We start from the raw sequence: 21,241 nt of genomic DNA on the forward strand, positions 1-21,241 counted from the left end.
TATATTCTAATTCCGAATCTATAAACTAGCAAGATTTTTAAGTAATTAATTATCTCTATCTTCAGCAGCAGGGTGTAACTAACTAAAGCTCATACTCCAGCTAGAAGAAGATTTCCAGCTTTTCTCTCCCCACCTAGCTTAAATATCCAGTGTTTTAAATATATGAGAATTAATTCACCAAATTAGCTATTTCGTAATTACCATTGCTTTCTATATATACGGAGTTAATGCGGAAATAGGCGTTATATTTAGTATTTTTAGATATTTTTATCAGTAGTTATACATAACTATCAATCTTACTTACCATAATTATGCTGAAAAAATATTGATTGCTACATGTAGATACAGAATAAATACAGATATATTGAAAATAGGCGAATATTATATTTGTGAATACAATGTCAACAAAACTTAAACATATTGAATAATAAATAATGAGCAATAATGTTTACCATATCCTTTTTTTTATGACAATATCTCATTAGATAGAGTTTTGAGAATAGGAGGTAAATATCAAAATCACTATTAGTAAAACTATAATATTCCTGTAATATTAGCAATCTTTCTGAGAATTTGGAGAATCTCAAGATTACGAGATTTATAGACGAGAACAAATAGATGAGAAAAACCGCCACTAGTTTAGGGCGGTCTGGTTAAGCAATCGGAGGGTATTTACAGCTTACTCTGCTAATGAATTAAATTGTTGTAACAAAGCTTGCACTTAAGAGAATCTGTGAAAATTTCTGAGAATTTGTGGAAATTCAAATTACCTTATTGCTTACCATACGCCCTCATTGGCTCCTGAATGAAGCGAATGTAAAGATGTTTAAACGTAGACTTAATTACTCTCGGCATCCCAAAATCAATTGGTACAAATTTATCAGGCAAACGCCAATCGTCAATTTGTAAAATATCGGGATGTAAGTTAGGAAAATTGATATTCTCACCGAGATTTTCCCCATATTTCAACATTCCCAAACGTATCGATGCGGCTACCGTTGGTACTTGTTCGGGTGCAACATTGAGAATTTCGACCATTACCCGGTCTAAAGCAAAGACATCAGTAGAAGCGGCTAGAATATTTAATTTACGGGGTTCCCCATTGCTAGGACCATTGCCTTCGTGCCCGATAATCCCATCAAGTATGGTTAAATCAGGATTAATTGCTTTTGCCGTTTCCACCAGCATATCTCCAAAGCGGTTGACATCTTTCCCCGCTTCCATGTGCCACCATGCCTTCATTTTCCCCGGAACACAACCGAAGAGGTTTTTCACACCCAAAGTCAGCACAAGTTGACAGTGGGATTTAACTTTAGGCAAATTAATAACCACATCTGCTTCCATTGCTTCTTTGCACAGCAGCAGGTGATTGAATCCTTCATTGATAGTTTGGTAGCGTTTACCGTGGAATTCCACAATAGGTAGCTGAAGTTGATCTAAAATTGGTTGATAACCGCTAGCGATCGCCACACCTTTAGCGCTACCAAATGCTGGACTATCTCCCAAAAAAGGTATACCACCTGCTTCCATAACCATTTTGGCAACAGCATAAACTAATTCGGGGCGAGTGGTACATTCCTTACCAGGACGGGAACCCGTTAACAAATTTGGCTTGAGTAGTACCTTATATCCAGGTCTGACGAATGTAGTCATTCCACCAAGAGGTTCGAGAAGCGTTTCCAGAGATTCTCGCAAAGCTTCATCTTGGTAAGAAGTTGCACGAATTAAGCTAACGGAAGCAGGCATTTTGGATTTTGGATTTGAGATGTTTGGATTGGGGATTGGATATTAGGTTTGAGAATTATAGTTTCTGCTAACCTAGTATTTAATAATGCCAAAACTACTTAGATTTACAGAGGGACACTAATACAGTTTTGTAGGTGTCCATCTGGATTAAGGTTTGTTTAAGCTTTGCCTGACTTATGAACTCAGAGGTACAATCGCACTCATTTGTTCGAGGTTAAGGACTTCTGCAAGTTGCGCTTCAGTCATTAGTTCTTTTTCTAACACAATTTGTCGGAGAGATTTTCCAGTTTCGAGGGATTCTTTGGCGACAGCAGCAGCGTTTAAATAGCCGATATGGGTGTTTAATGCGGTCACGAGTGCCAAACTACCTTCTGCATATTCTAAGCATCTTTCCTTATTGGCGCTGATGCCTTGAATACATTTATCGGCGAGTGCGGTGATTGTATTACCAAGAATTTCAATACTGTGAATCAGGTTGTAAGCAATAAGTGGCATCATCACATTTAATTCTAATTGTCCCGCTTGGGCTGCCAGTGCGATCGCGTTATCATATCCCATCACCTGGAAGCAAACCATCGATGTCATCTCCGCCATCACCGGGTTATACTTTCCGGGCATAATCGAGGAACCGGGTTGTACTGGAGGTAATTGAATTTCTTTGAATCCTGTTTTTGGTCCCGAATCCATCAGTCGCAAATCGTGGGATATTTTGACTAAATCCTGTGCCAAATTGCGTAAAGAACCAGAAACATTGACAAAGGGTGCCATACTTTGCATTGCTGCCATGAGGTGCGGAGCCGGTTGTAAAGGGCAATTAATTAGCTCTGAAAGAACTTGTACCACGCGATCGCGATATTTGGGGTGAGTGTTCATACCCGTTCCTGCTGCACTTCCTCCCAATCCCAACACCATCAAATCACCAGAAGCTGTGTAAATTCGGTTTTGATGTTCGCTGAGGATTTGTGCCCAAGCTCGAAAACTTTCCCCCAAACGTACAGGTACAGCATCTTGGAGGTGCGTACGTCCAGATTTGATAATATTTTGAAACTCATCAGCTTTTGCTTCCAGAGATGCGATCGCATTTTCTAAAGCTGGGTGTAATGTTCTTGATAGAGCTAATAATCCCCCAATCCGTATAGCTGTGGGAATGACATCATTGGTAGACTGACCGTAGTTTACATGGTCGTTGGGATTCACCCGTTTATAATTACCCTTTTCATCCCCCAAAATTTCCAAAGCACGATTTGCCAGAACTTCATTGACATTCATGTGGTGGGAAGTTCCCGCACCTGCTTGATAGACATCGACAACAAATTGCTCGCGAAGTTTACCTGCTAATATTTCATCTGCTGCTTCCACAATGGCTTTGCTAGTTTCTAGGGTGATGCAATCTAATTCACCATTGACAATTGCAGTAGCTTTTTTAATGTAAATGCAGGCATCTACGTAAGTATTTAATGGCTTTAAGCCACTAATGGCGAAATTTTCAACTGCCCTGAGGGTTTGAATTCCGTAATAAACATTACTTGGTATTTGTTTTTCGCCCATCGAATCGCGTTCGCTGCGGAATTGGGAATTTTCTATTTGCGTCATGGTAATTTGGAACTTGATATTTTAGGACTGCTAAAAAGTTAATTATCTGAGCTTGTGTGATTACTCGATCCAACTTACATCCAAAAAATTTAAAATAGCGATGAATATCCCCAATACAATTACTTTTTCTCGTATTCTCGGCATCCCCTTTATTCTCTATCTATTGCAAAATCCCACCGCGCAATCTAGATGGATATGCTTGGGAATTTTTCTCGTTTGTGCCTTAACTGATTGGCTAGATGGATATTTAGCTAGAAAATTAAATCAAATTACCGATTTAGGAAAATTTCTTGATCCATTAGTGGATAAATTACTCGTACTTGCACCATTACTTTCCCTCATTGAACTCCGACAAATACCAGCTTGGGGAGTGTTTGTCATTTTGGGGAGAGAATTAACCGTGGCTGGATGGCGTGTGAATCAAACTAGTATTTCTGGGGCGAATATTTGGGGTAAGCTGAAAACAGTTAGCCAAATTATTGCCATATCGCTTTTGATTGCACCTTTATCCGCAAATTGGCAAGTACCCTCACTCGCGGCTTTTTGGGTTTCTGTCGCCTTAACAATTATCTCTGGTGCTATCTATCTCTTACCGTCAAAACCAACTCGTGAATAGCCAAAAACCCATTCATGGTGATTTTACCTATTTCCCAGGGAAGACTGAGAATTGCACATACACTACATAACGATGATGTCAGGAAATCTTACTTATTGTTACCATTTATCAAGTAATTTACTAATCGCACACTATTCAAAATGTCAACTGCTCTAATTACAGGTGCTTCTGGTGGTATTGGTAAAGCCTTTGGGGAAGAACTGGCTGCTCGTGGGATGAACTTAGTTCTTGTGGCACGTTCGGAAGCAAAATTACATCAACTGGCTTCAGAATTGCAGACAAAACACAATATTAAAGTAGATGTTATTGTGAAAGACTTGACAGAAACATCTGGAAGCGATGATGTATTTAATTATACAGAAGAACGGGGGATAAAAATCGATTTATTGATTAATAATGCAGGTTTTGGTGATTATGGTGAGTTTGCCCAGAGGGATGTAAATCGCCAAACTCAGATGGTGCAGTTAAATATTTTGGCATTAGTTGCACTTACGCACAAATATTTACCATTCATGCAAAAATGTCGTGCGGGAAGTATTATTAATGTAGCTTCGATCGCAGCCTTTCAGCCGATACCTTATATTTCAGTGTATGCAGCAACTAAAGCTTTTGTATTGAGCTTTAGTCAAGCTTTGTGGGCAGAAAATCGCAGGTATGGAGTACGTGTATTATGTAGTTGTCCAGGTCCTACGGACACTAACTTTTTCGCAGAAGCTAGATTTCCAGAAACAATTGCCGCTAAAAATACACAAATTACGACACCCGAAGTTGTAGTACAGGATGCATTGCGAGCTTTAGAAAAAGGTGATTCTGTTGTTGTTAGTGGTGGAATTACCAATAATGCGATCGCAAATTTATCACGTATTGTACCTCGACAAACTTTAGTTAGTTTTCTAGAAAAGCAATTCAAGGCTTAATTTTTATGACTCGTTCTTCGAGCAGTTCCAACTAGGGAATTTACCATTTTCCGCACTCGATTCTCAATGCTCCATTCTGAATTTGGTTATGGTATTGTGTTGGTGACTTTAATGATACAAAAAATCCAATGAAACTAATTAGAAAAGCTTCTTTTTGGAGACGAGTTATTTACTTTTGTATCCCAATTATCATTATTAGCTTATTTTTGACAAATCTCAGTTCAGATACTATTGAAATTACTGGTATAGATTTTATTGGGCAAGCGACTTTTCCCAGTGGCACGACTTTTCAAAAGACTGCGTTTGGCGGACTTTCTGGTATTACCTACGACGAACAAAACCAACTTTATTATGCCATTTCTGATGACCGCAGTGAAAAAGCTCCTGCTCGCTTTTACACCCTCAAAATTGATTTGAGTAAAGGAGTTCTCAAACAGGATGGAGTTGTACCTGTTGAAGTGAAGTTGCTGTTAGATGCCAAAAATCAAAATTTTGCACCGAGAACAGTAGATACGGAGGGAATAGCTTTAGGGAAGCCAGGGAGTGTATTTATTTCTTCTGAAGGTGACGCATCACAAATCATTAACCCCTTTATTAAAGAATTTTTGCTTGCTTCCGGCAAGGAAATTAACAACTTATCAATTCCTGATAAATTTTTACCATCCAGTGATATTAAGAAAGGTGTTCGCAATAATTTAGCACTGGAAAGTCTTACCATTACCCCAAATAAACAATATCTATTTACAGCGACTGAAAATGCTCTAATTCAAGATGGTACGGAAGCAAAGCCAGGGGTTCCCACTTCTTGCCGTATTCTTCGCTATAACCTAACGACAAACCAAGCTGATAAAGAGTATTTGTATGTAACTGAAGCGGTAAAACCCTTAATTAATATAACTGGTAAATATGCTCAAGGTTTACCTGATTTACATGCAATTGATAATCAAGGGCATTTCCTCAGCATTGAACGTGCATTTACAGGTTTGGGGTTTAGAATTGCCCTGTTTCAAGTTTCCCTCGAAAACGCAACCGATATTAGTAATATTGACAGTCTTCAAGCAACTAATACCAACAATATTCAACCTGTACAGAAAAAATTACTGCTAGATTTACGCAAACTTGATGTCTTATTGGACAATATCGAAGGCTTGACACTAGGTTCCAAGTTACCAGATGGACAACCATCTTTAATTCTTGTCAGCGATAATAACTTCCAATCTATCCAGCGCACTCAGTTTCTTGCCTTCAGGCTCAAAACCGCATCACCTCTACAAAAATTACTACGCCGTCTCAATTTTAACAACAACCCATAAAAATACCAATTCTTGATATTCGCTGGGGAGAGGGGCTTTACCCTGTATTCCTCTCCAGCGAATTCAGTGTATCCACTGAAAGTATTACTAGCACTTGCTTCTAGACTACGAGGTTTCCGTGTAATTTCTCATAGGGATTGCCTGGAAAGTATGTTAAACCATGTTTAGATACATTCACATAGGTCAAATTCAGGCTTTATTACTGTTTCACATTTTTGTTAACTAAGTTTTATACATTATCTCCAAGTCGTTAAAAGCAACTAAAACTAAACTCTTGAATATCAGAAAACAAATTCATTAAATGTAAATTGAGATTAATAAAATAAAATTTATGACTGTTTGTAATTGGCAAGATACAGTAAAAAATGAAGTAATGCAGAAAGCTGACTTAGACGACTATCTAGGGAAATTTTTAAACAATCGCTATTTAATTCGAGAGCTAATTGGTAAAGGTGGCATGGGAAAAGTCTACCTAGCAGAAGATGCTGCTAAAGGTGGTATTCCCGTTGCAGTGAAAATACTATCTTTAAGTCTTGCTAATCAGCAAATGTCACAGCGTTTTGCAAGAGAAATTTTTATTGGCGCTCAATTAGGACGAAAAAGCAAACATATTGCTCGTGTTCTTAGTTATGGAATAACTGAAGATAAAATTCCATTTTATGTAATGGAATATTTACAAGGAACTAATCTCAAAACAGTTATTAAATCTCAATCTTTAAATCTTAGTAAAATATTAGAAATAATTCATCAAATCTGCCTGGGATTACAATGCGCCCATGAAGGGATTAAGTTCAAAGGTGAAATTTATCCAGTTTTACACCGTGATATTAAGCCAGAAAATATTTTTATTTTAGAAGATACTAAACAAGGTGAGTCTCATAAATCCGCAGCGAGCATCTCCGGAGAAATAGTAAAAATCCTCGATTTTGGAATTGCCAAGTTTTTAACAGAAAGGGCAGGCATGACACTTACTGAATCATTTATCGGTAGTTTGCCATACTGTTCTCCTGAGCATATGGAAGGGCGAAAATTAGTAGATGTACGTTCCGATATCTATAGCTTAGGTGTGTTGATGTTTGAAATGCTCACTGGCAAACATCCATTCAACATGAAAGATAATTCTTTTGGTAATTGGTATCAGGCTCATAGATTTCAAGTGCCACCGAAATTTCAAGAAGTCAATCCGAATATTCATATTCCTAGAGAACTACAGGAATTAGTGATGAAGTGTTTGGCAAAAGAAGTAAAAAATCGCCCACAAAATATAGAAAAAGTTTTAGAGACATTAGAAAAAATTAAACAGCAGCAAAATGGACAATTTTTAAAGACTGTAAGTTCAAAAGTAAAAAATATAAGTCATATTCCCAATAATATTTCCAAGAATATTTCTAATACTTCATCAGTACAGTTAGTACCTATAACTTCAATTTCCGAAAAAATTTGCTTACAAAAAATATGGCCTGCAAATAAACCTAAAGCACTCATTTGTTTCCCGAATATTATGCATTCAACTCACGGGAATATTCCAACTTTGTGGGCAATGTTACCTAAAAAAGAAATTGATAGTTTTGCTAAACAAATTAATACCAGTGAGTTTATTGTTCCAAAAAATAATTTACATCCACTATTACTGTGGATAAATGTATTGTCTGATGATAAGTTAAATCTCACCCGTTGGCTTTCGTACTTTTTAGATATGAAAGATGCTAATGGGCAAAAAATATTACAGGCTCTGGCGAATACAGGTTACTATCATATTCTGTTGTTTGCGATAGAAAATTCGCAAAAATGTGAAAAAGTAATTACATTAAATTTATCTGCTAGCCAGCGCCAAACTCTGAATGATTGGCTAGAATCATGCGAAAAAATTAATCCAGTTGCTCCCTTACATGAGAGTAAAAATATTTTACGAATTCAGTATGAAAAAATGAAGCCGGAGATTATTAGTAGATTAGTTGCAATTGAGAAACAGCAAAGAATTACTCTCCGAGAATTGTTAGATAAGACATTCAGCAAAGTTTTAAGTTTTATGTCTCGTCCAATCATTTAATCTAATCACTACTATTTTCATGACTTTGGCTGCTTAATTTTGATTTTTTAGAAACGAGAAAGTTGTTAGCGGCGAGTAATGATTATGATTATTTTCAGAGATGCTTGATTTTTGGTAAACTCCCCAATCTTCGGCATCAACTGCAAAAAATACAAAAAAACGCAAAAAATACTTGACAAAATTCGTTCGCTTCCGCATAATAAGAAAGTTGCCAATCAGCAATCGATTGAGGGACTGTAGTTCAATTGGTTAGAGCACCGCCCTGTCACGGCGGAAGTTGCGGGTTCGAACCCCGTCAGTCCCGTTCTCAAGCTCAGTATTTTGAGTAAACAAGTTTGATTAAGAGTTATTTTTCAGTTGTGTTTCCAAGTACAGGTCTGAATATTCAGTTACTACCAGAATGCTTTAACTAGCATTGATTTCAGGTTATGCTGATGTATTTGGAAAGCGCAAATATCGCGAAGACTGAAAAATCGAGAAAAACAAACATCAGAAAATTATTATGACTGTGAGAGTCCGTATTGCACCCAGTCCCACTGGGAATTTGCATATTGGTACAGCTAGGACTGCTGTATTCAATTGGTTATTTGCCCGCCATCATCATGGTAAGTTTATTCTGCGAATTGAGGATACAGATGAGGAGCGATCGCGTCCCGAATTTACCGATAATATTTTAGAGGGATTACGTTGGCTGGGTTTAACTTGGGATGAAGGACCATTTTTTCAGTCACAGCGCTTGGATATCTATAAAAGTGCTGTACAGAAATTAATTGACCAAGGTTTAGCATATCGCTGTTACACTACATCAGCAGAACTCGACGCATTGCGGGAACTGCAAACAGCGAAGAAGGAAGCACCCCGGTACGATAATCGCCATCGTCATCTTACGCCAGAACAGGAAGCTGCATTCCAAGCTGAAGGGCGTAGCTTTGTTATTCGTTTTAAAATTGACGACAACCGCGAAATTGTTTGGCATGACTTGGTACGGGGAACTGTCACCTGGAAAGGTAGCGACTTGGGTGGTGATATGGTTATTGCTCGTGCTACTGATGATGGTATTGGTCAACCACTTTATAATTTTGCAGTAGTGGTGGATGATATGGATATGGAAATTACCCATGTGATTCGCGGTGAAGACCACATTGCGAATACAGCAAAGCAAATTTTACTATATGAAGCTTTTGGCGCAAAGGTACCGGAATTTTCCCACACGCCCCTAATTTTGAATAAAGAAGGACGCAAGTTATCCAAACGTGATGGTGTAACTTCGATTTCTGATTTTCAGGAAATGGGTTTCACAGCAGAAGGTTTAGTAAATTATATGACTTTGTTGGGTTGGTCTCCACCAGATTCAACTCAAGAGATTTTTACCCTGGCTGAAGCGGCAAAGGAATTTAGCTTTGACAGAGTGAACAAAGCTGGGGCAAAGTTTGACTGGGATAAATTAGATTGGATAAATAGTCAGTATATCCATACCATGCCTGTAGATAAATTGACAGAGATGCTGATTCCTTATTGGGAAAAAGCCGGGTATCAATTTGATGCTGGTAGAGATAGGGCTTGGCTGGAAAAAATCACCGCTTTAATTGCTACTAGTCTCAAACGTTTGCAAGATGCTGTGGAGATGACCAAAGTATTTTTTAGCGAAGTTGTAGAATATAATGACGAGGCAAAAGCGCAATTACAGCAAGAAGCTTCAATAACTGCACTTAAGGCTGTTTTAGCTACTTTAGAAGGTGGACAAGAATTAACTGAAACCACTGCTCAAGACATAATTAAACAGGTTATGAAAGAGCAAAACTTGAAAAAAGGTGTGGTGATGAAAAGCTTACGTGCTGCACTTACCGGAGAAGGACATGGTCCTGACTTGATTCAATCATGGTTGTTGCTGCATCAACTTGGTTTGGATAAATCTAGGTTTACGAGTGCCTTAGCTAAATAATTTCGATTGACAAGCAAATCCCATCAGTAGAGATGTTACATGTAACGTCTCTACATCTCTACACAATGTTTGATTGCATCCTATTTCCGTGATTCTGGTAATTCTATTGAATCAAAAAATGGGACTTTCAAATTAGTAAATCAACTCCAGATTGATAGCATTCTTCAGGTGTGTAGTCCCCATTCTCGAACTAAGATTACCCGGCTTTTCTCAACTATTAAGTATTAATACACTAACTCCTGAAAAACATAGGCAATTACCCCCAGTCAAGGAACTCAATATGTAAAAATAGTGTCATTTACATCACTTAGAAAATGATGCGATCGCCAAGAAGCCAAGAAAATGTTAAACAACTTATTAAATCAAAAAGTAAAGTTATCTTTAGTATTAATTTCAGTTGTCGCCGCCTCCACAATTAGCACCACTATCAAAGCTCAAGAAGCGCCACCAGCAATTTTTGGTGATGTCACAATTGGCACTAGATTTGCTCCAGACCCCTACCCCGTCAGAGGAATGAGCGGTGGTTCGATACCAGGTAAAAAAATTGTGGGGAGAACCGAAACCCCTACAGGTCCCTGTACTGGTTTTTTTGATGAGAAACCCGACCACACTATTGAACTGAAAAATCGCTTTGAATATCTCAAACTGCAAGTACAAAGTCCAGCCGACACAACTCTAATTATTAGTGGTCCTGGTGGCACTTGGTGTAATGATGATTTCTATGGCAAAAATCCCGGTATAGTCGGAGAATGGCTACCCGGAATCTATCAAGTTTGGATTGGCTCCTACGAAAAGAATAGGTATCTTCCCTACACTTTGCAAATTACTGAGTCGAAGTAGTTGCCCACAAGGGTAAGGGTAAAAGATAAATTGTATTTGATTGACTTTTGCGCCATTACCCCCATTCCCCGATCCTCTGCCCTTTTTTACTTCTTCTGGTATAAATGATGAGAATTAAGTTAAATTTAATTAAGATTATTGCATCTGTCATGGTTATGTCGTAGGGTGATTTGACCCTAAGTAGACCATGCGGCGCACCAAAGTTAAACAAAATGGATTTATAAATATCCGTTTCGTAGCAATGCAGCAACCGAGTTCAAAGCAGTTGCTGTCAAAGCTGAGAAGTTGTATTTGCAGAGGCAGATTAAAAATGAAATTCTCCTGGAGAGTCGCACTACTCTGGACATTACCCGCTTTAGTTATTGGCTTTTTCTTTTGGCAAGGGGCTTTTGCAACTGCTCCGGCTGAGATGACAAAGAATACAGCTAGTACGCGCATGACCTACGGTCGCTTTTTGGAATATCTAGATGCGAACCGGGTTACAAGTGTTGATTTTTATGAAGGTGGTCGGACTGCGATCGTTGAAGCTGTTGATCCTTCACTCGATAACCGCGTTCAGCGTGTGCGTGTAGATTTGCCAGCGAGTGCGCCGGAATTAATTAATAAGCTTAAGGAAAATAACGTAAATTTTGACGCGCATCCAGTGCGGAATGATGGGGCGATTTGGGGATTATTGGGTAATTTGATTTTCCCTGTCCTATTGATTACTGGATTGTTCTTTTTGTTCCGTCGTTCCAGCAATCTTCCTGGTGGACCCGGTCAAGCGATGAATTTTGGTAAGTCGAAAGCACGTTTTTCGATGGAAGCGAAAACTGGAGTCAAGTTTGATGATGTTGCTGGTATTGAGGAAGCCAAGGAAGAGTTACAAGAGGTTGTAACTTTCTTGAAGCAGCCAGAGAAATTTACTGCGGTAGGCGCACGTATTCCCAAGGGTGTGTTGTTAGTTGGACCTCCGGGAACTGGTAAAACTTTGCTAGCAAAAGCGATCGCTGGTGAGGCGGGTGTACCTTTCTTCAGTATTTCCGGTTCGGAATTTGTGGAAATGTTTGTGGGTGTGGGTGCTTCCCGTGTCCGCGATTTGTTCAAAAAAGCTAAAGATAATGCACCTTGTATTATCTTCATTGATGAAATCGATGCCGTCGGTAGACAGCGCGGTGCGGGTATTGGTGGCGGTAATGATGAGCGTGAACAAACCTTAAACCAGTTGTTGACGGAGATGGATGGTTTTGAAGGTAACACAGGCATCATTATTATTGCGGCGACTAACCGTCCCGATGTCCTTGATGCCGCCTTGTTGCGTCCTGGACGTTTTGACCGTCAGGTGACAGTTGATGCACCCGACATCAAAGGTCGTTTGGAAGTATTACAAGTTCATGCTCGGAACAAAAAACTTGACCCCAGCGTATCTTTAGAAACTATTGCTCGTCGCACTCCTGGTTTTACGGGTGCAGATTTGGCTAACTTGCTCAACGAGGCTGCTATTTTAACAGCACGTCGTCGCAAAGAGGGAATTACCCTCCTCGAAATTGACGATGCCGTCGATCGCGTTGTTGCCGGTATGGAAGGTACACCGTTGGTTGATGGTAAGAGCAAGCGGTTGATTGCTTACCATGAAATCGGACATGCGATCGTGGGTACGTTGTTGAAAGACCATGACCCAGTTCAAAAAGTCACATTGATTCCTCGCGGACAAGCTCAAGGTTTAACTTGGTTTACACCGAATGAGGAGATGGGTTTGGTGACTCGTTCGCAGCTACGGGCAAGAATTACAGGTGCTTTGGGTGGTCGTGCTGCTGAGGAAGTGATTTTCGGTCGTTCCGAGGTGACTACTGGTGCTGGAAATGACTTGCAACAAGTAACTGGGATGGCGCGCCAGATGGTGACTCGCTTTGGGATGTCTGATTTGGGTCCTGTGTCCTTAGAAAGTCAGCAAGGTGAAGTTTTCTTAGGACGTGACTGGACAACACGTTCTGAATATTCAGATTCCATTGCCTCACGTATCGACTCGCAAATTCGCATTATTGTTGATGAATGTTACGAAAATGCGAAGAAAATTATGCGGGATCATCGTGAAGTTTGCGATCGCTTGGTAGATTTACTGATTGAGAAGGAAACTATCGATGGTGAAGAATTCCGGCAAATTGTAGCTGAGTATGCGGAAGTTCCGGATAAATCGCAATTCGTTCCCCAGTTGTAAGTTTGTTGGATGAATCTAGATTAGTTGCTAGATTTGTTTATTGAGATTAATCAAGAATTAATTAATTAATGGGGATGATATATGTCATCCCTATTTGTGTTTGCATATAAATTTCCGTATTTTCAAATTTTGACTTGTAGTTTTTATCAATGTACAACCTCTCTAGATGATAAATACGGTTGCATTTAAAAAATTTAGGTTTTATAAGGGTTTTATATGGACGCAGAAACATCAGCAAACGATATCTCAACTATGCGGTTACAAGCTTCCTCCAGTCTACCCACATTACGTTTTGGAGACTTTGGACAGTCAGTTAGAGTTTTGCAGCGTTTGTTAAGATCGAATGGTTATCCCATCAGTATTGATGGTTCGTTTGGTCCTGTAACTGAGAGTGCTGTGAGGGCATTTCAAAGTAGACGTGGTTTAGTTGTAGATGGGATAGTTGGTTCGCGAACTTGGAATGAACTAACGCGATAATTTCCAATTATTATAACTGTGAAGATAGAGAATGCGATCGCAGAGTAAAATCATTTAATCGCTATCAATACTATGCAAGCATAGCTATAAAATTCTCAAAAATTCCCAAACATTCCCAATTTCTCAAAAGACTAAAAGTAGTTTTAACTACTTTTGCGGGCTTTTTATTAGTTTATGATAAATTTTTTGATGCTTAGTGGGTATCTTTTCCGGACTAAGCAACTTTCAATTGTCAAAGGAAATGTGAGCGCTAGTAAAACGAGATACAATGAGTGATATTGGGTTGCTGATGACAAGCATGTTCGTAACCAGGCAACAATCTTTGCCTAATTTACCAGAACATCTGTCATTCCAGTACGAAAATAGCTATTTTATAGAGGCAAATTCAGTCCAGTTACTAAAATCAATATCGGCAGTTCAGGCAACGCCTCCTGAGTTTACGCATATCGATGATAACTCTTCAACGACGTTAATAGCACTGGATTTAAAATTTAAAAATATACTCAGTCAGTTAGCTGCTAAAGTCCGTACGAAAAACTTTTCTGGTACAGCTACTACAATCACAGAAGCCAGTTTATCACAATTAAATTCTGCAAATGAGAATATTAATTTCACTCCCAACCCACAAATATTCGCTGATGTTGGTGTTAGTGAAATGATGCCTTCTCGAAAATTCACACCTTTTCGCAATCCCAATCTGCCTATGTTGCAATATGGTAATTCAGGGATGTCGGTACGGGTTCTCCAAAAATTATTAGCCTCGAATGGCTATGCTATTCGCGTCGATGGTGTTTTTGGCGCACTGACTGAAGTTGCGGTAAAGGCATTTCAAAGTCAGCGAAAATTAGTTGCAGATGGTATGGTTGGGACAAAAACTTGGGGTGAGTTGACGAAATAAATTTTTGCCAGTTATAAGGTTAAGCTTGAATTTGATGAATGTATTAAAAAAATTAGAAAATCTAGAAAAAGTCAACAAAAATCAATAAAAATCAATATATATTCATTACATTCGTCTCAAATTTCTTCAGCTACTTTCAGCTACTTTCAGTTAGGTTGGAGGGAAAAACCCTCCAGATGACAAAATAATTATCTACTACTCTGTTCCGCTAATAATTGCAACGCTCTTGGCTTATAAATTAAGTAAAATAAAGCCTCGATATAACGTAATAAATCCTCGCGATTCTCTTGAGAAGTAAAATTCCAAAAACCGTAAATTCTCGCTAGGGAAAGCAACTTAGTAGTGTGAATCTTCCAAGTATAGCTACTATAAACTCTTTCAACTCCCTGTTGAGAAATTTGCTGCCAATAATGAGGATTTTGCTGACATTTACTGAGAAACTCCAGAATTTTATTTGCTGTTTCTTCTAAGTTGGTGGGATTAATCAGAAAACCATTGACTTTATCTTGAATAATTTCTAATGGTCCACCAAATTGAGTTGCAAAAGTTGGTATACCAGAAATCATTGCTTCTAAAATTGTTAAACCAAAAGCTTCAAATAAAGCAGGTTGTACAAATATCCCTTGATGATCGGCAATTACACGATAAATTTCCCCGGAATCAGTCTTAGATAAACGTACTCCTAACCAGCGAATTTTGCCGTGGAGATTATATTCATCAATGATGTGATAAAGTTTGCTAATTTCATCACGTTCTTCATTATCACCTGATTCTTCTACACGCAATTTACCGGCGACTAAAATCAAGTTGCAGGATGCTTGTAATTCTTTACTTTGAGCAAAACATTCCGCTAAACCTGTGATATTTTTGATTTTATCTAGGCGTGCCATTGAGAATATTGGAGGCTTATTGGGGTCATCTAATTTTCCATATATATGTTCAGAATCTTCGAGGGTAAATAGCATTTCCTCCAGTCTTTTTCTATCACTTTCGACTCTTTCTTGATATTGAGAATAGGGAAAGTAATAACTCTCACTTACTCCTGGAGGAACAACGTTAAATTTAGGACTAAATAACTCAATGCCGTTGACTACATGATATAAATCGGGCATAGTGAAGCATTTATAGGATTCATACTGTCCGATACTATCAGGAGTGCCAACAATTTCTTGGTAAGTGCTGCTGACAATAAAGTGTGCTGCATTCATTGCCAATAAATCGGCAGTAAATTGCATTGAAAAATGATATTTACTTTCTAAATCTTGCCAGTACAAATTACTAAACAAATATTTAGATTTTTCTAAAGCATGTGCAATATTACATTGAGTCACTTTCATTCTGCGCGACAGTAAAAATGCAACTAAATTTCCATCAGAATAATTACCAATGATTAAATCTGGTCTACCTTGAAACTCAGCTAATAACTCCCGTTCTGCATCGATCGCATATGTCTCTAAATATGACCAAATCTCAAACCGAGAAATCCAATTTTGGGTCATATTCGGGTTAAATTCTCGGAACGGAACCCGTAAAATCCAAACATTTTCAGTCCCATAAACTTTTTCAAGTCTTTGGTTACATAGGGTTCCATCACTATTAGGAATTAAGCGTGAGAGAATAATGACTTTCGGCTGAACATTGAGTAGAGATAAACCTGCTAGTTCTATATCTGCTGCGATTTGCGTTTCTAGGTTTTTGGCTTGATCGAGGACATAGACAACTTGACCACCCGTATCTGGTCTTCCCAAGACTCCTTCTTGTCCAAACCATCCATGGGGAGAAACCAAGACGATTTTGAAAATCATCGGGATGCGGGAAATAAATTCTTCTAAGGTTTGGGGTGCGGGTGAGTCGATTAATTCATCTAAAATACTGAGTGTTTCCAGGACTCTGGCTGCTGTATTCCCCCAACCTGGCTCAAACCCCATCATTTGTAACTGAAAGCGGAATTGTTCGTAGGGTTCGGTTTCAGCTAAAGTACCTATGAATGCGATCGCATTTTTAACTTGTTCGGAAAGTTGCTGCTGTGTCTGAATGCGATCGTTAATTAGTAGTTGAATTCCGTTATATTGATGTAAACGCAAAAAATTTAATAAACTTTCTAACCATTGTTTGGGGTCGGCAAAAAGTTTACTGGATAGGTAACGGTTGAGAAACTGTACACCTTTACCAATGTTTTTGGGGTCACGAATTATGGGTGAATAGTCGTAAAAGGGCGCAAAATCTATTTCTAATAAGTCTCCATCGTTAGGATTGTAGCGATTAACTAATCTGTCCCTTGTATCTAATAACTCTTGTACTGACATGGTTTCTATGCTCAAGTCTGGAGTTAATCTATACACTTCTTGAGCAGCTATTTTTGAGCGAATAATAAAGCAAAGATTGGAATCTTCCTGAATTATTTCTTGAGTGTAATAAATTAGTTTACTTAAGTGGGAATTTTGCTTAAATCCTGACTCTTTTTGACATTTATTGCAAAAATCATTGTATAGGTTAATGATGTCATTTCGCAGTAAATATTGTTTTTCATCAGCCCTGATTTCACTCATTAGAGAACGTAAATCATTTTTCTCACCACTGTCAAGGACAGCTTGTAGCAATTCTGACATAGTTATAAGACCAGTTTATACGACTAGTAGATTATCTCTAGGGGTTATAAAGATTGCTTTGCTAATACATTTTTCCAGGTGATATCTTGCTTTTTACCTGAAGTCAAAAATCAGCTTTTTGAACTAAAATTCAGGTTTTTAGGGTTCCCCATCCCCAATAAACCTACTTTTCATGCAGGAGCAAGATGTCAGTCTACTTATTTAGAAATATCTTATCTTTGAGTACCTTGTACTCTAACTAAAGAGGTAAGTCAGGGTGCATAAACCAGAAATTATCCAGATTTGATTATTTTTTTGTTAAATTATAATTTTGTCTTTAATCGGGTTTAGTTAGGATTTAATCTTATCCAAACGTAACTTCAATGATTATTAGCACTGCAAAAAACTTAAATTTAAGTAAATTAAAGTCAACTTTTTAATTGAAATAACTTCTCAATTGACCCATATGTCTATAATAAACAGCATCATCTTGAATCCTGATGGAGATTCATATGGCTAATAATACTCATAACGTGCCAATTCATGATCACAGCGTTGCTAATATCATGATTATTTCGTTGTTTATTCTCTGTGGAGTCACAGTTATTTTCCTTTTGGGAATTTTCTAGTCTTGATTTTGAGAAACTTGATTGATGGAGACGCGATTCTGAGACGTACTTGGATGTCGCGTCTCTATGTTTTCATCTAGTTGAGATTTATGAAGTTGACGTAAATATAAAAAACTTAACCGTAACTTTAACTCAAGATACAGAAAATATCTATATAGTTATTTAACTTCTAAGTTAAAGGATTTAGATTTATCTCAGGAATGTGGATTAAATAAAGCACAAAAGTAAAGCACCATGTCAAATCAAATCGAAGGTTGTAGGTTATTAGATTCTTATTTCTAAGAGCGAATCTATGCGTCAAACATATAGATATAATTACCAGGGCGGATGATGGGACTCGAACCCACGGATGGAGGTACCACAAACCTCTGCCTTAACCACTTGGCGACACCCGCCGTACGATTCGTATAATAGCATATTCAACAAGAAATCGATCCAGTGATTTCTCAAAAAAATCAAAAAAATCAAAAAAGGAACGGATGGAGTGGGGCAAGAGTCAAGAAATTACAGCGAATATACGTTTAAACGCATGAAAGTCTCAACAATTATTACATCTCTGGGAGTTTTGGGGCTATTTTTGCTGGGAGTAGTCATGACTAAAAACAATCCCAGTCAAGCTGAGTATGAGCAGTACGCTGTACGCGAACTGACTGGTTATTTAAAAAGCAATATTTGTCAGAAAACTCCTCGGATTATCGGCGAAATTGAAAAAATTGCTGGTATTAAATGCAACGAAGCTTTTGATAGTGTTAACCCGCAAATTCGCGATATTATTGCCGCCACTACAGATAGACAAGATTTTATAGTTTTCAGCATCTACCGTACTGAATTAAAGCTAAATGAGTGGGTTCCTTCCTACAAGTTTGAAACTGTGGGGGCTTTGGGAAATTTTTATACTTATAGCGCAGAGAAAAAATGATACAGCAATATACCGGACATTTGAAAAATACCCGGTTATAATAAAAGCGCCAGTGAATACGGTGCAATCCTGGCGCTAGTGTTATCAGGTTATAAGCAAGCATCATTCTATTCAAAATAATTTATATGCTCCACGGGGTCAGACCATTACAGGGTGTGACCCTGCATTTATTTCCGGATGAGTCATATCAAGTTCGCCTGAATTAATGACGATAAAACCGACGCGGCGAAAAATTAATCATAACTGATTAGCCGAACTTGATATCAGAAATTAGCTTTGCTTAAATACCCACGAACAAAACCAACTACAGTTTTGCCAGAATTTGTTGCACCCGTTGACTACTATTGGTGTCGTTGCGTTGTAAGTAGATTTTCAGCGCTTGTTCCAAAGCTAGTTTCGCTTCAGCTTTTTTGTTGATAGCGAGGAGGGAATTAGCTTTATTTTCGTAAGCTTCAGCATGGTTAGGATTACGTGTGATAATACGATCGCAGTCTTTAATGGCATCCGCAAATTTTTTTCTGGCGAATCGGCTTAAGCTACGTTGGTAGTAGGCATCTATATAATTATTGTTGATATCGATGGCGCGATCGAAGTCTTTTGTGGCATCTTTAAATTCACCAAGAGCATAACGTGCCATTCCTCTGTTTAAAAATGCTTCTGCCCAGCCTTGGGAGTTATCAATTGCTTTGTCGTAGTCTTTGATGGCGGCTTGATAATTCTTGAAGGAAAAGTGAGCAAATCCTCTTGTATGGTAAGCTGCTGCTAATTTGGGGTTGAGGCGGATGGCTTCAGATGCTTGGATAATTGCTGCGGTGTAGTCTTTTTGCAAGCTGTAGATATTGGCTTTGCCAGCATAGGGTTCGGCGTAATGAGAATTAATGCTAATGGCTTTGTCAAAATCTGCAAGTGCGTTGGTGTAGTTTTGTTGTTCGGTATGAGTAATACCACGATTGTTATAGGCTTTAGCAAAATTCGAGTCAATTTCCAAGGCTTTGTTGTAGTCGGCTAAAGCTGCGGCATAATCGCCTAATTTACTTTTTGCTAATCCGCGATTTGCATAGGCATCGGGATAACGAGAGTCTATAGCAATAGCCCGATTATAATAAATTATCGCATTGCGAAAATCTTTTTGATGAAAACGGCGATCGCCCCAACGAGTAAAGTCTGATGCATCTGCTTGGAAGGATTCATTGGGAAGTGTTTCTGCATCTAAGTTTGCGCCGCGTAAATCTGCACCTTGTAGACTCACACCACTAAAGTTAACTCCAATTAGTTCTGCACCACGTAAATTTGCATTATTCAAGTTCGCGTTACTTAAATTTGCACGACTTAGTTTGGCGTTACTCAAGTCAGCATTTTGCAAACTGGCGAAACTCAGATTGGCATTATGCAAATTTGTGCCGCGCAAATCAAACCCGTTCAAATTCGCATTACTCAAATTGACACGGTTTAAGGTTAATCCATTGAGGTTAACATTTCGCAAATCAACATCACTTAAATCAACTCCACTTAAATCAACTCCGCTTAAATTCACCCGTTCTAAACGTGCGCCTCGCAGTTTAGCATTAGTAAGAGTCACTCCATGAAAACTGACACCGCTAAAATCAACATTGCTTAAATCCGCACTATTGAAATTAGTATTACTTAAATTGGCATTCCGGAAATCGGCTCTGCTTAAGTTCGCAGAAGTAAAGTTTGCATTCTGTAATTCTGCTCTTGTCAAATCAGCACTACTCAAATCAGCACTGCTGAAATTTGCATTTCTGAGATTAGCACGACTCAAATCCGCACGCCGCAATTCTGCATTCCGCAAATCTGCACCTCGAAGATTTTGCCGACTTAAATTAGCACCCCTCAAATCACATCTACTACATTTTTTGGTATCGAGAAGCTGCTTGACATGTTCGGGATTCTCTGCGTGAGCGGGGATAGCAAACAGTATGGGTGTGGATAAAATTAGGGCGATGCATAGGGAATTAAATATACTTTTTGGAGAGTTGATAGATTTCATCTGTAGTTGTGTCTTTAAAGTTGTGAAATCGGGCATATATTTGCCTAATGAGGAGTTAAAGGGAGCAATGGCTTTAAATACCTCTATTTTTGACTTGATATTGATTTATTTGTATGTGTTCCTGAAATTATGCAAGCTAAGTAAAACAGGTTCCCAGTATTTATTTTTTCATTACAGATGATTAAATAGTAGTTATTCGATTTTTTGGTGATTTCCACAGCAAGTAGGAGTTGGCGATCGCTAGCTAGTATTTACTTAATTTAAATGTATATAATCGCACTCAGTATTATCTATCTGCTTAAACTTAATGCATAAATATCAGAATAAAAAACAAATTTAAATAAAAATTTACATGTCGAGTAAATTTCCAAGATACTGGGAAAACTGCATCAGCTTTAACACGTCAGAAATAGATATCATTGCAGCTAATTGTAGGAGAAAATATCTATAAAACTCTACTTTAGATAGATGTGGAATGTGCTTAAATATAGATTCGAGGAAAATT

14 protein-coding genes and 2 tRNA genes are annotated in these 21,241 nt (G+C 38.2%); 11 read left to right on the plus strand and 5 right to left on the minus strand.

Translation table 11 applies throughout. From position 1 onward, the window contains the following. Nucleotides 1-771: 771 nt before the first annotated feature. Together VB733_RS18865 and VB733_RS18870 are read right to left on the minus strand one after the other, a co-directional pair. The gene (locus VB733_RS18865) at nucleotides 772-1,746 is read right to left on the minus strand and encodes a DUF362 domain-containing protein (protein WP_323341603.1); all 975 of its coding nucleotides are present in this window, start codon (nucleotides 1,744-1,746) and stop codon (nucleotides 772-774) included. 174 nt (nucleotides 1,747-1,920) lie between these two features. Then, complete coding sequence (locus VB733_RS18870; protein WP_323341604.1) at nucleotides 1,921-3,339, minus strand: aspartate ammonia-lyase; 1,419 nt, start codon at nucleotides 3,337-3,339, stop codon at nucleotides 1,921-1,923. 100 nt (nucleotides 3,340-3,439) lie between these two features. On the opposite strand from VB733_RS18870, the gene pgsA reads away from it, so the two are divergent. From pgsA to VB733_RS18920, 10 genes are all read left to right on the plus strand, one after another. Further along, nucleotides 3,440-3,955, plus strand: coding sequence for a CDP-diacylglycerol--glycerol-3-phosphate 3-phosphatidyltransferase (gene pgsA / locus VB733_RS18875; protein ID WP_323341605.1), 516 nt, complete (start codon nucleotides 3,440-3,442; stop codon nucleotides 3,953-3,955). 140 nt (nucleotides 3,956-4,095) lie between these two features. Further along, nucleotides 4,096-4,872: an SDR family oxidoreductase gene (locus VB733_RS18880; protein ID WP_323341606.1), complete on the plus strand. Its 777-nt coding sequence runs from the start codon at nucleotides 4,096-4,098 to the stop codon at nucleotides 4,870-4,872. Nucleotides 4,873-5,000: 128 nt separating this feature from the next. Continuing rightward, the gene (locus VB733_RS18885) at nucleotides 5,001-6,185 is read left to right on the plus strand and encodes an esterase-like activity of phytase family protein (protein WP_323341607.1); all 1,185 of its coding nucleotides are present in this window, start codon (nucleotides 5,001-5,003) and stop codon (nucleotides 6,183-6,185) included. A gap of 331 nt (nucleotides 6,186-6,516) precedes the next feature. Further along, nucleotides 6,517-8,235 (plus strand): serine/threonine-protein kinase, encoded by a 1,719-nt coding sequence (locus VB733_RS18890; RefSeq protein WP_323341608.1) that lies wholly within the window; start codon nucleotides 6,517-6,519, stop codon nucleotides 8,233-8,235. A gap of 230 nt (nucleotides 8,236-8,465) precedes the next feature. After that, a tRNA-Asp gene (locus VB733_RS18895) sits at nucleotides 8,466-8,539 on the plus strand. Nucleotides 8,540-8,737: 198 nt separating this feature from the next. After that, complete coding sequence (gene gltX, locus VB733_RS18900) at nucleotides 8,738-10,177, plus strand: glutamate--tRNA ligase (RefSeq protein ID WP_323341609.1); 1,440 nt, start codon at nucleotides 8,738-8,740, stop codon at nucleotides 10,175-10,177. A gap of 342 nt (nucleotides 10,178-10,519) precedes the next feature. Beyond that, nucleotides 10,520-11,017: a hypothetical protein gene (locus VB733_RS18905; protein WP_323341610.1), complete on the plus strand. Its 498-nt coding sequence runs from the start codon at nucleotides 10,520-10,522 to the stop codon at nucleotides 11,015-11,017. A gap of 310 nt (nucleotides 11,018-11,327) precedes the next feature. After that, nucleotides 11,328-13,214, plus strand: a complete 1,887-nt coding sequence (gene ftsH2, locus VB733_RS18910) for an ATP-dependent zinc metalloprotease FtsH2 (RefSeq protein WP_323341611.1) — start codon at nucleotides 11,328-11,330, stop codon at nucleotides 13,212-13,214. Nucleotides 13,215-13,430: 216 nt separating this feature from the next. Then, nucleotides 13,431-13,691 (plus strand): peptidoglycan-binding domain-containing protein, encoded by a 261-nt coding sequence (locus VB733_RS18915; protein ID WP_323341612.1) that lies wholly within the window; start codon nucleotides 13,431-13,433, stop codon nucleotides 13,689-13,691. Nucleotides 13,692-13,959: 268 nt separating this feature from the next. Continuing rightward, nucleotides 13,960-14,589: a peptidoglycan-binding domain-containing protein gene (locus VB733_RS18920; RefSeq protein WP_323341613.1), complete on the plus strand. Its 630-nt coding sequence runs from the start codon at nucleotides 13,960-13,962 to the stop codon at nucleotides 14,587-14,589. Between the two features lie 188 nt (nucleotides 14,590-14,777). On the opposite strand, the gene VB733_RS18925 is transcribed toward VB733_RS18920, so the two are convergent. Further along, complete coding sequence (locus tag VB733_RS18925; protein ID WP_323341614.1) at nucleotides 14,778-17,198, minus strand: sucrose synthase; 2,421 nt, start codon at nucleotides 17,196-17,198, stop codon at nucleotides 14,778-14,780. 930 nt (nucleotides 17,199-18,128) lie between these two features. Next, nucleotides 18,129-18,201 (minus strand) — tRNA-His (locus VB733_RS18930). Nucleotides 18,202-18,335: 134 nt separating this feature from the next. Between VB733_RS18930 and VB733_RS18935 the strand changes: the two genes are divergently transcribed. Beyond that, nucleotides 18,336-18,725: a DUF4359 domain-containing protein gene (locus tag VB733_RS18935; RefSeq protein WP_323341615.1), complete on the plus strand. Its 390-nt coding sequence runs from the start codon at nucleotides 18,336-18,338 to the stop codon at nucleotides 18,723-18,725. Between the two features lie 304 nt (nucleotides 18,726-19,029). Here VB733_RS18935 and VB733_RS18940 read toward each other — a convergent pair whose 3' ends face one another. Further along, on the minus strand, nucleotides 19,030-20,772 hold the full coding sequence (locus VB733_RS18940; RefSeq protein WP_323341616.1) for a pentapeptide repeat-containing protein: 1,743 nt from the start codon (nucleotides 20,770-20,772) through the stop codon (nucleotides 19,030-19,032). Nucleotides 20,773-21,241: the final 469 nt, after the last annotated feature.

Origin of the sequence: Calothrix sp. UHCC 0171 (assembly GCF_034931845.1) — a bacterium.
Classification (GTDB): Bacteria; Cyanobacteriota; Cyanobacteriia; order Cyanobacteriales; family Nostocaceae; genus Brunnivagina.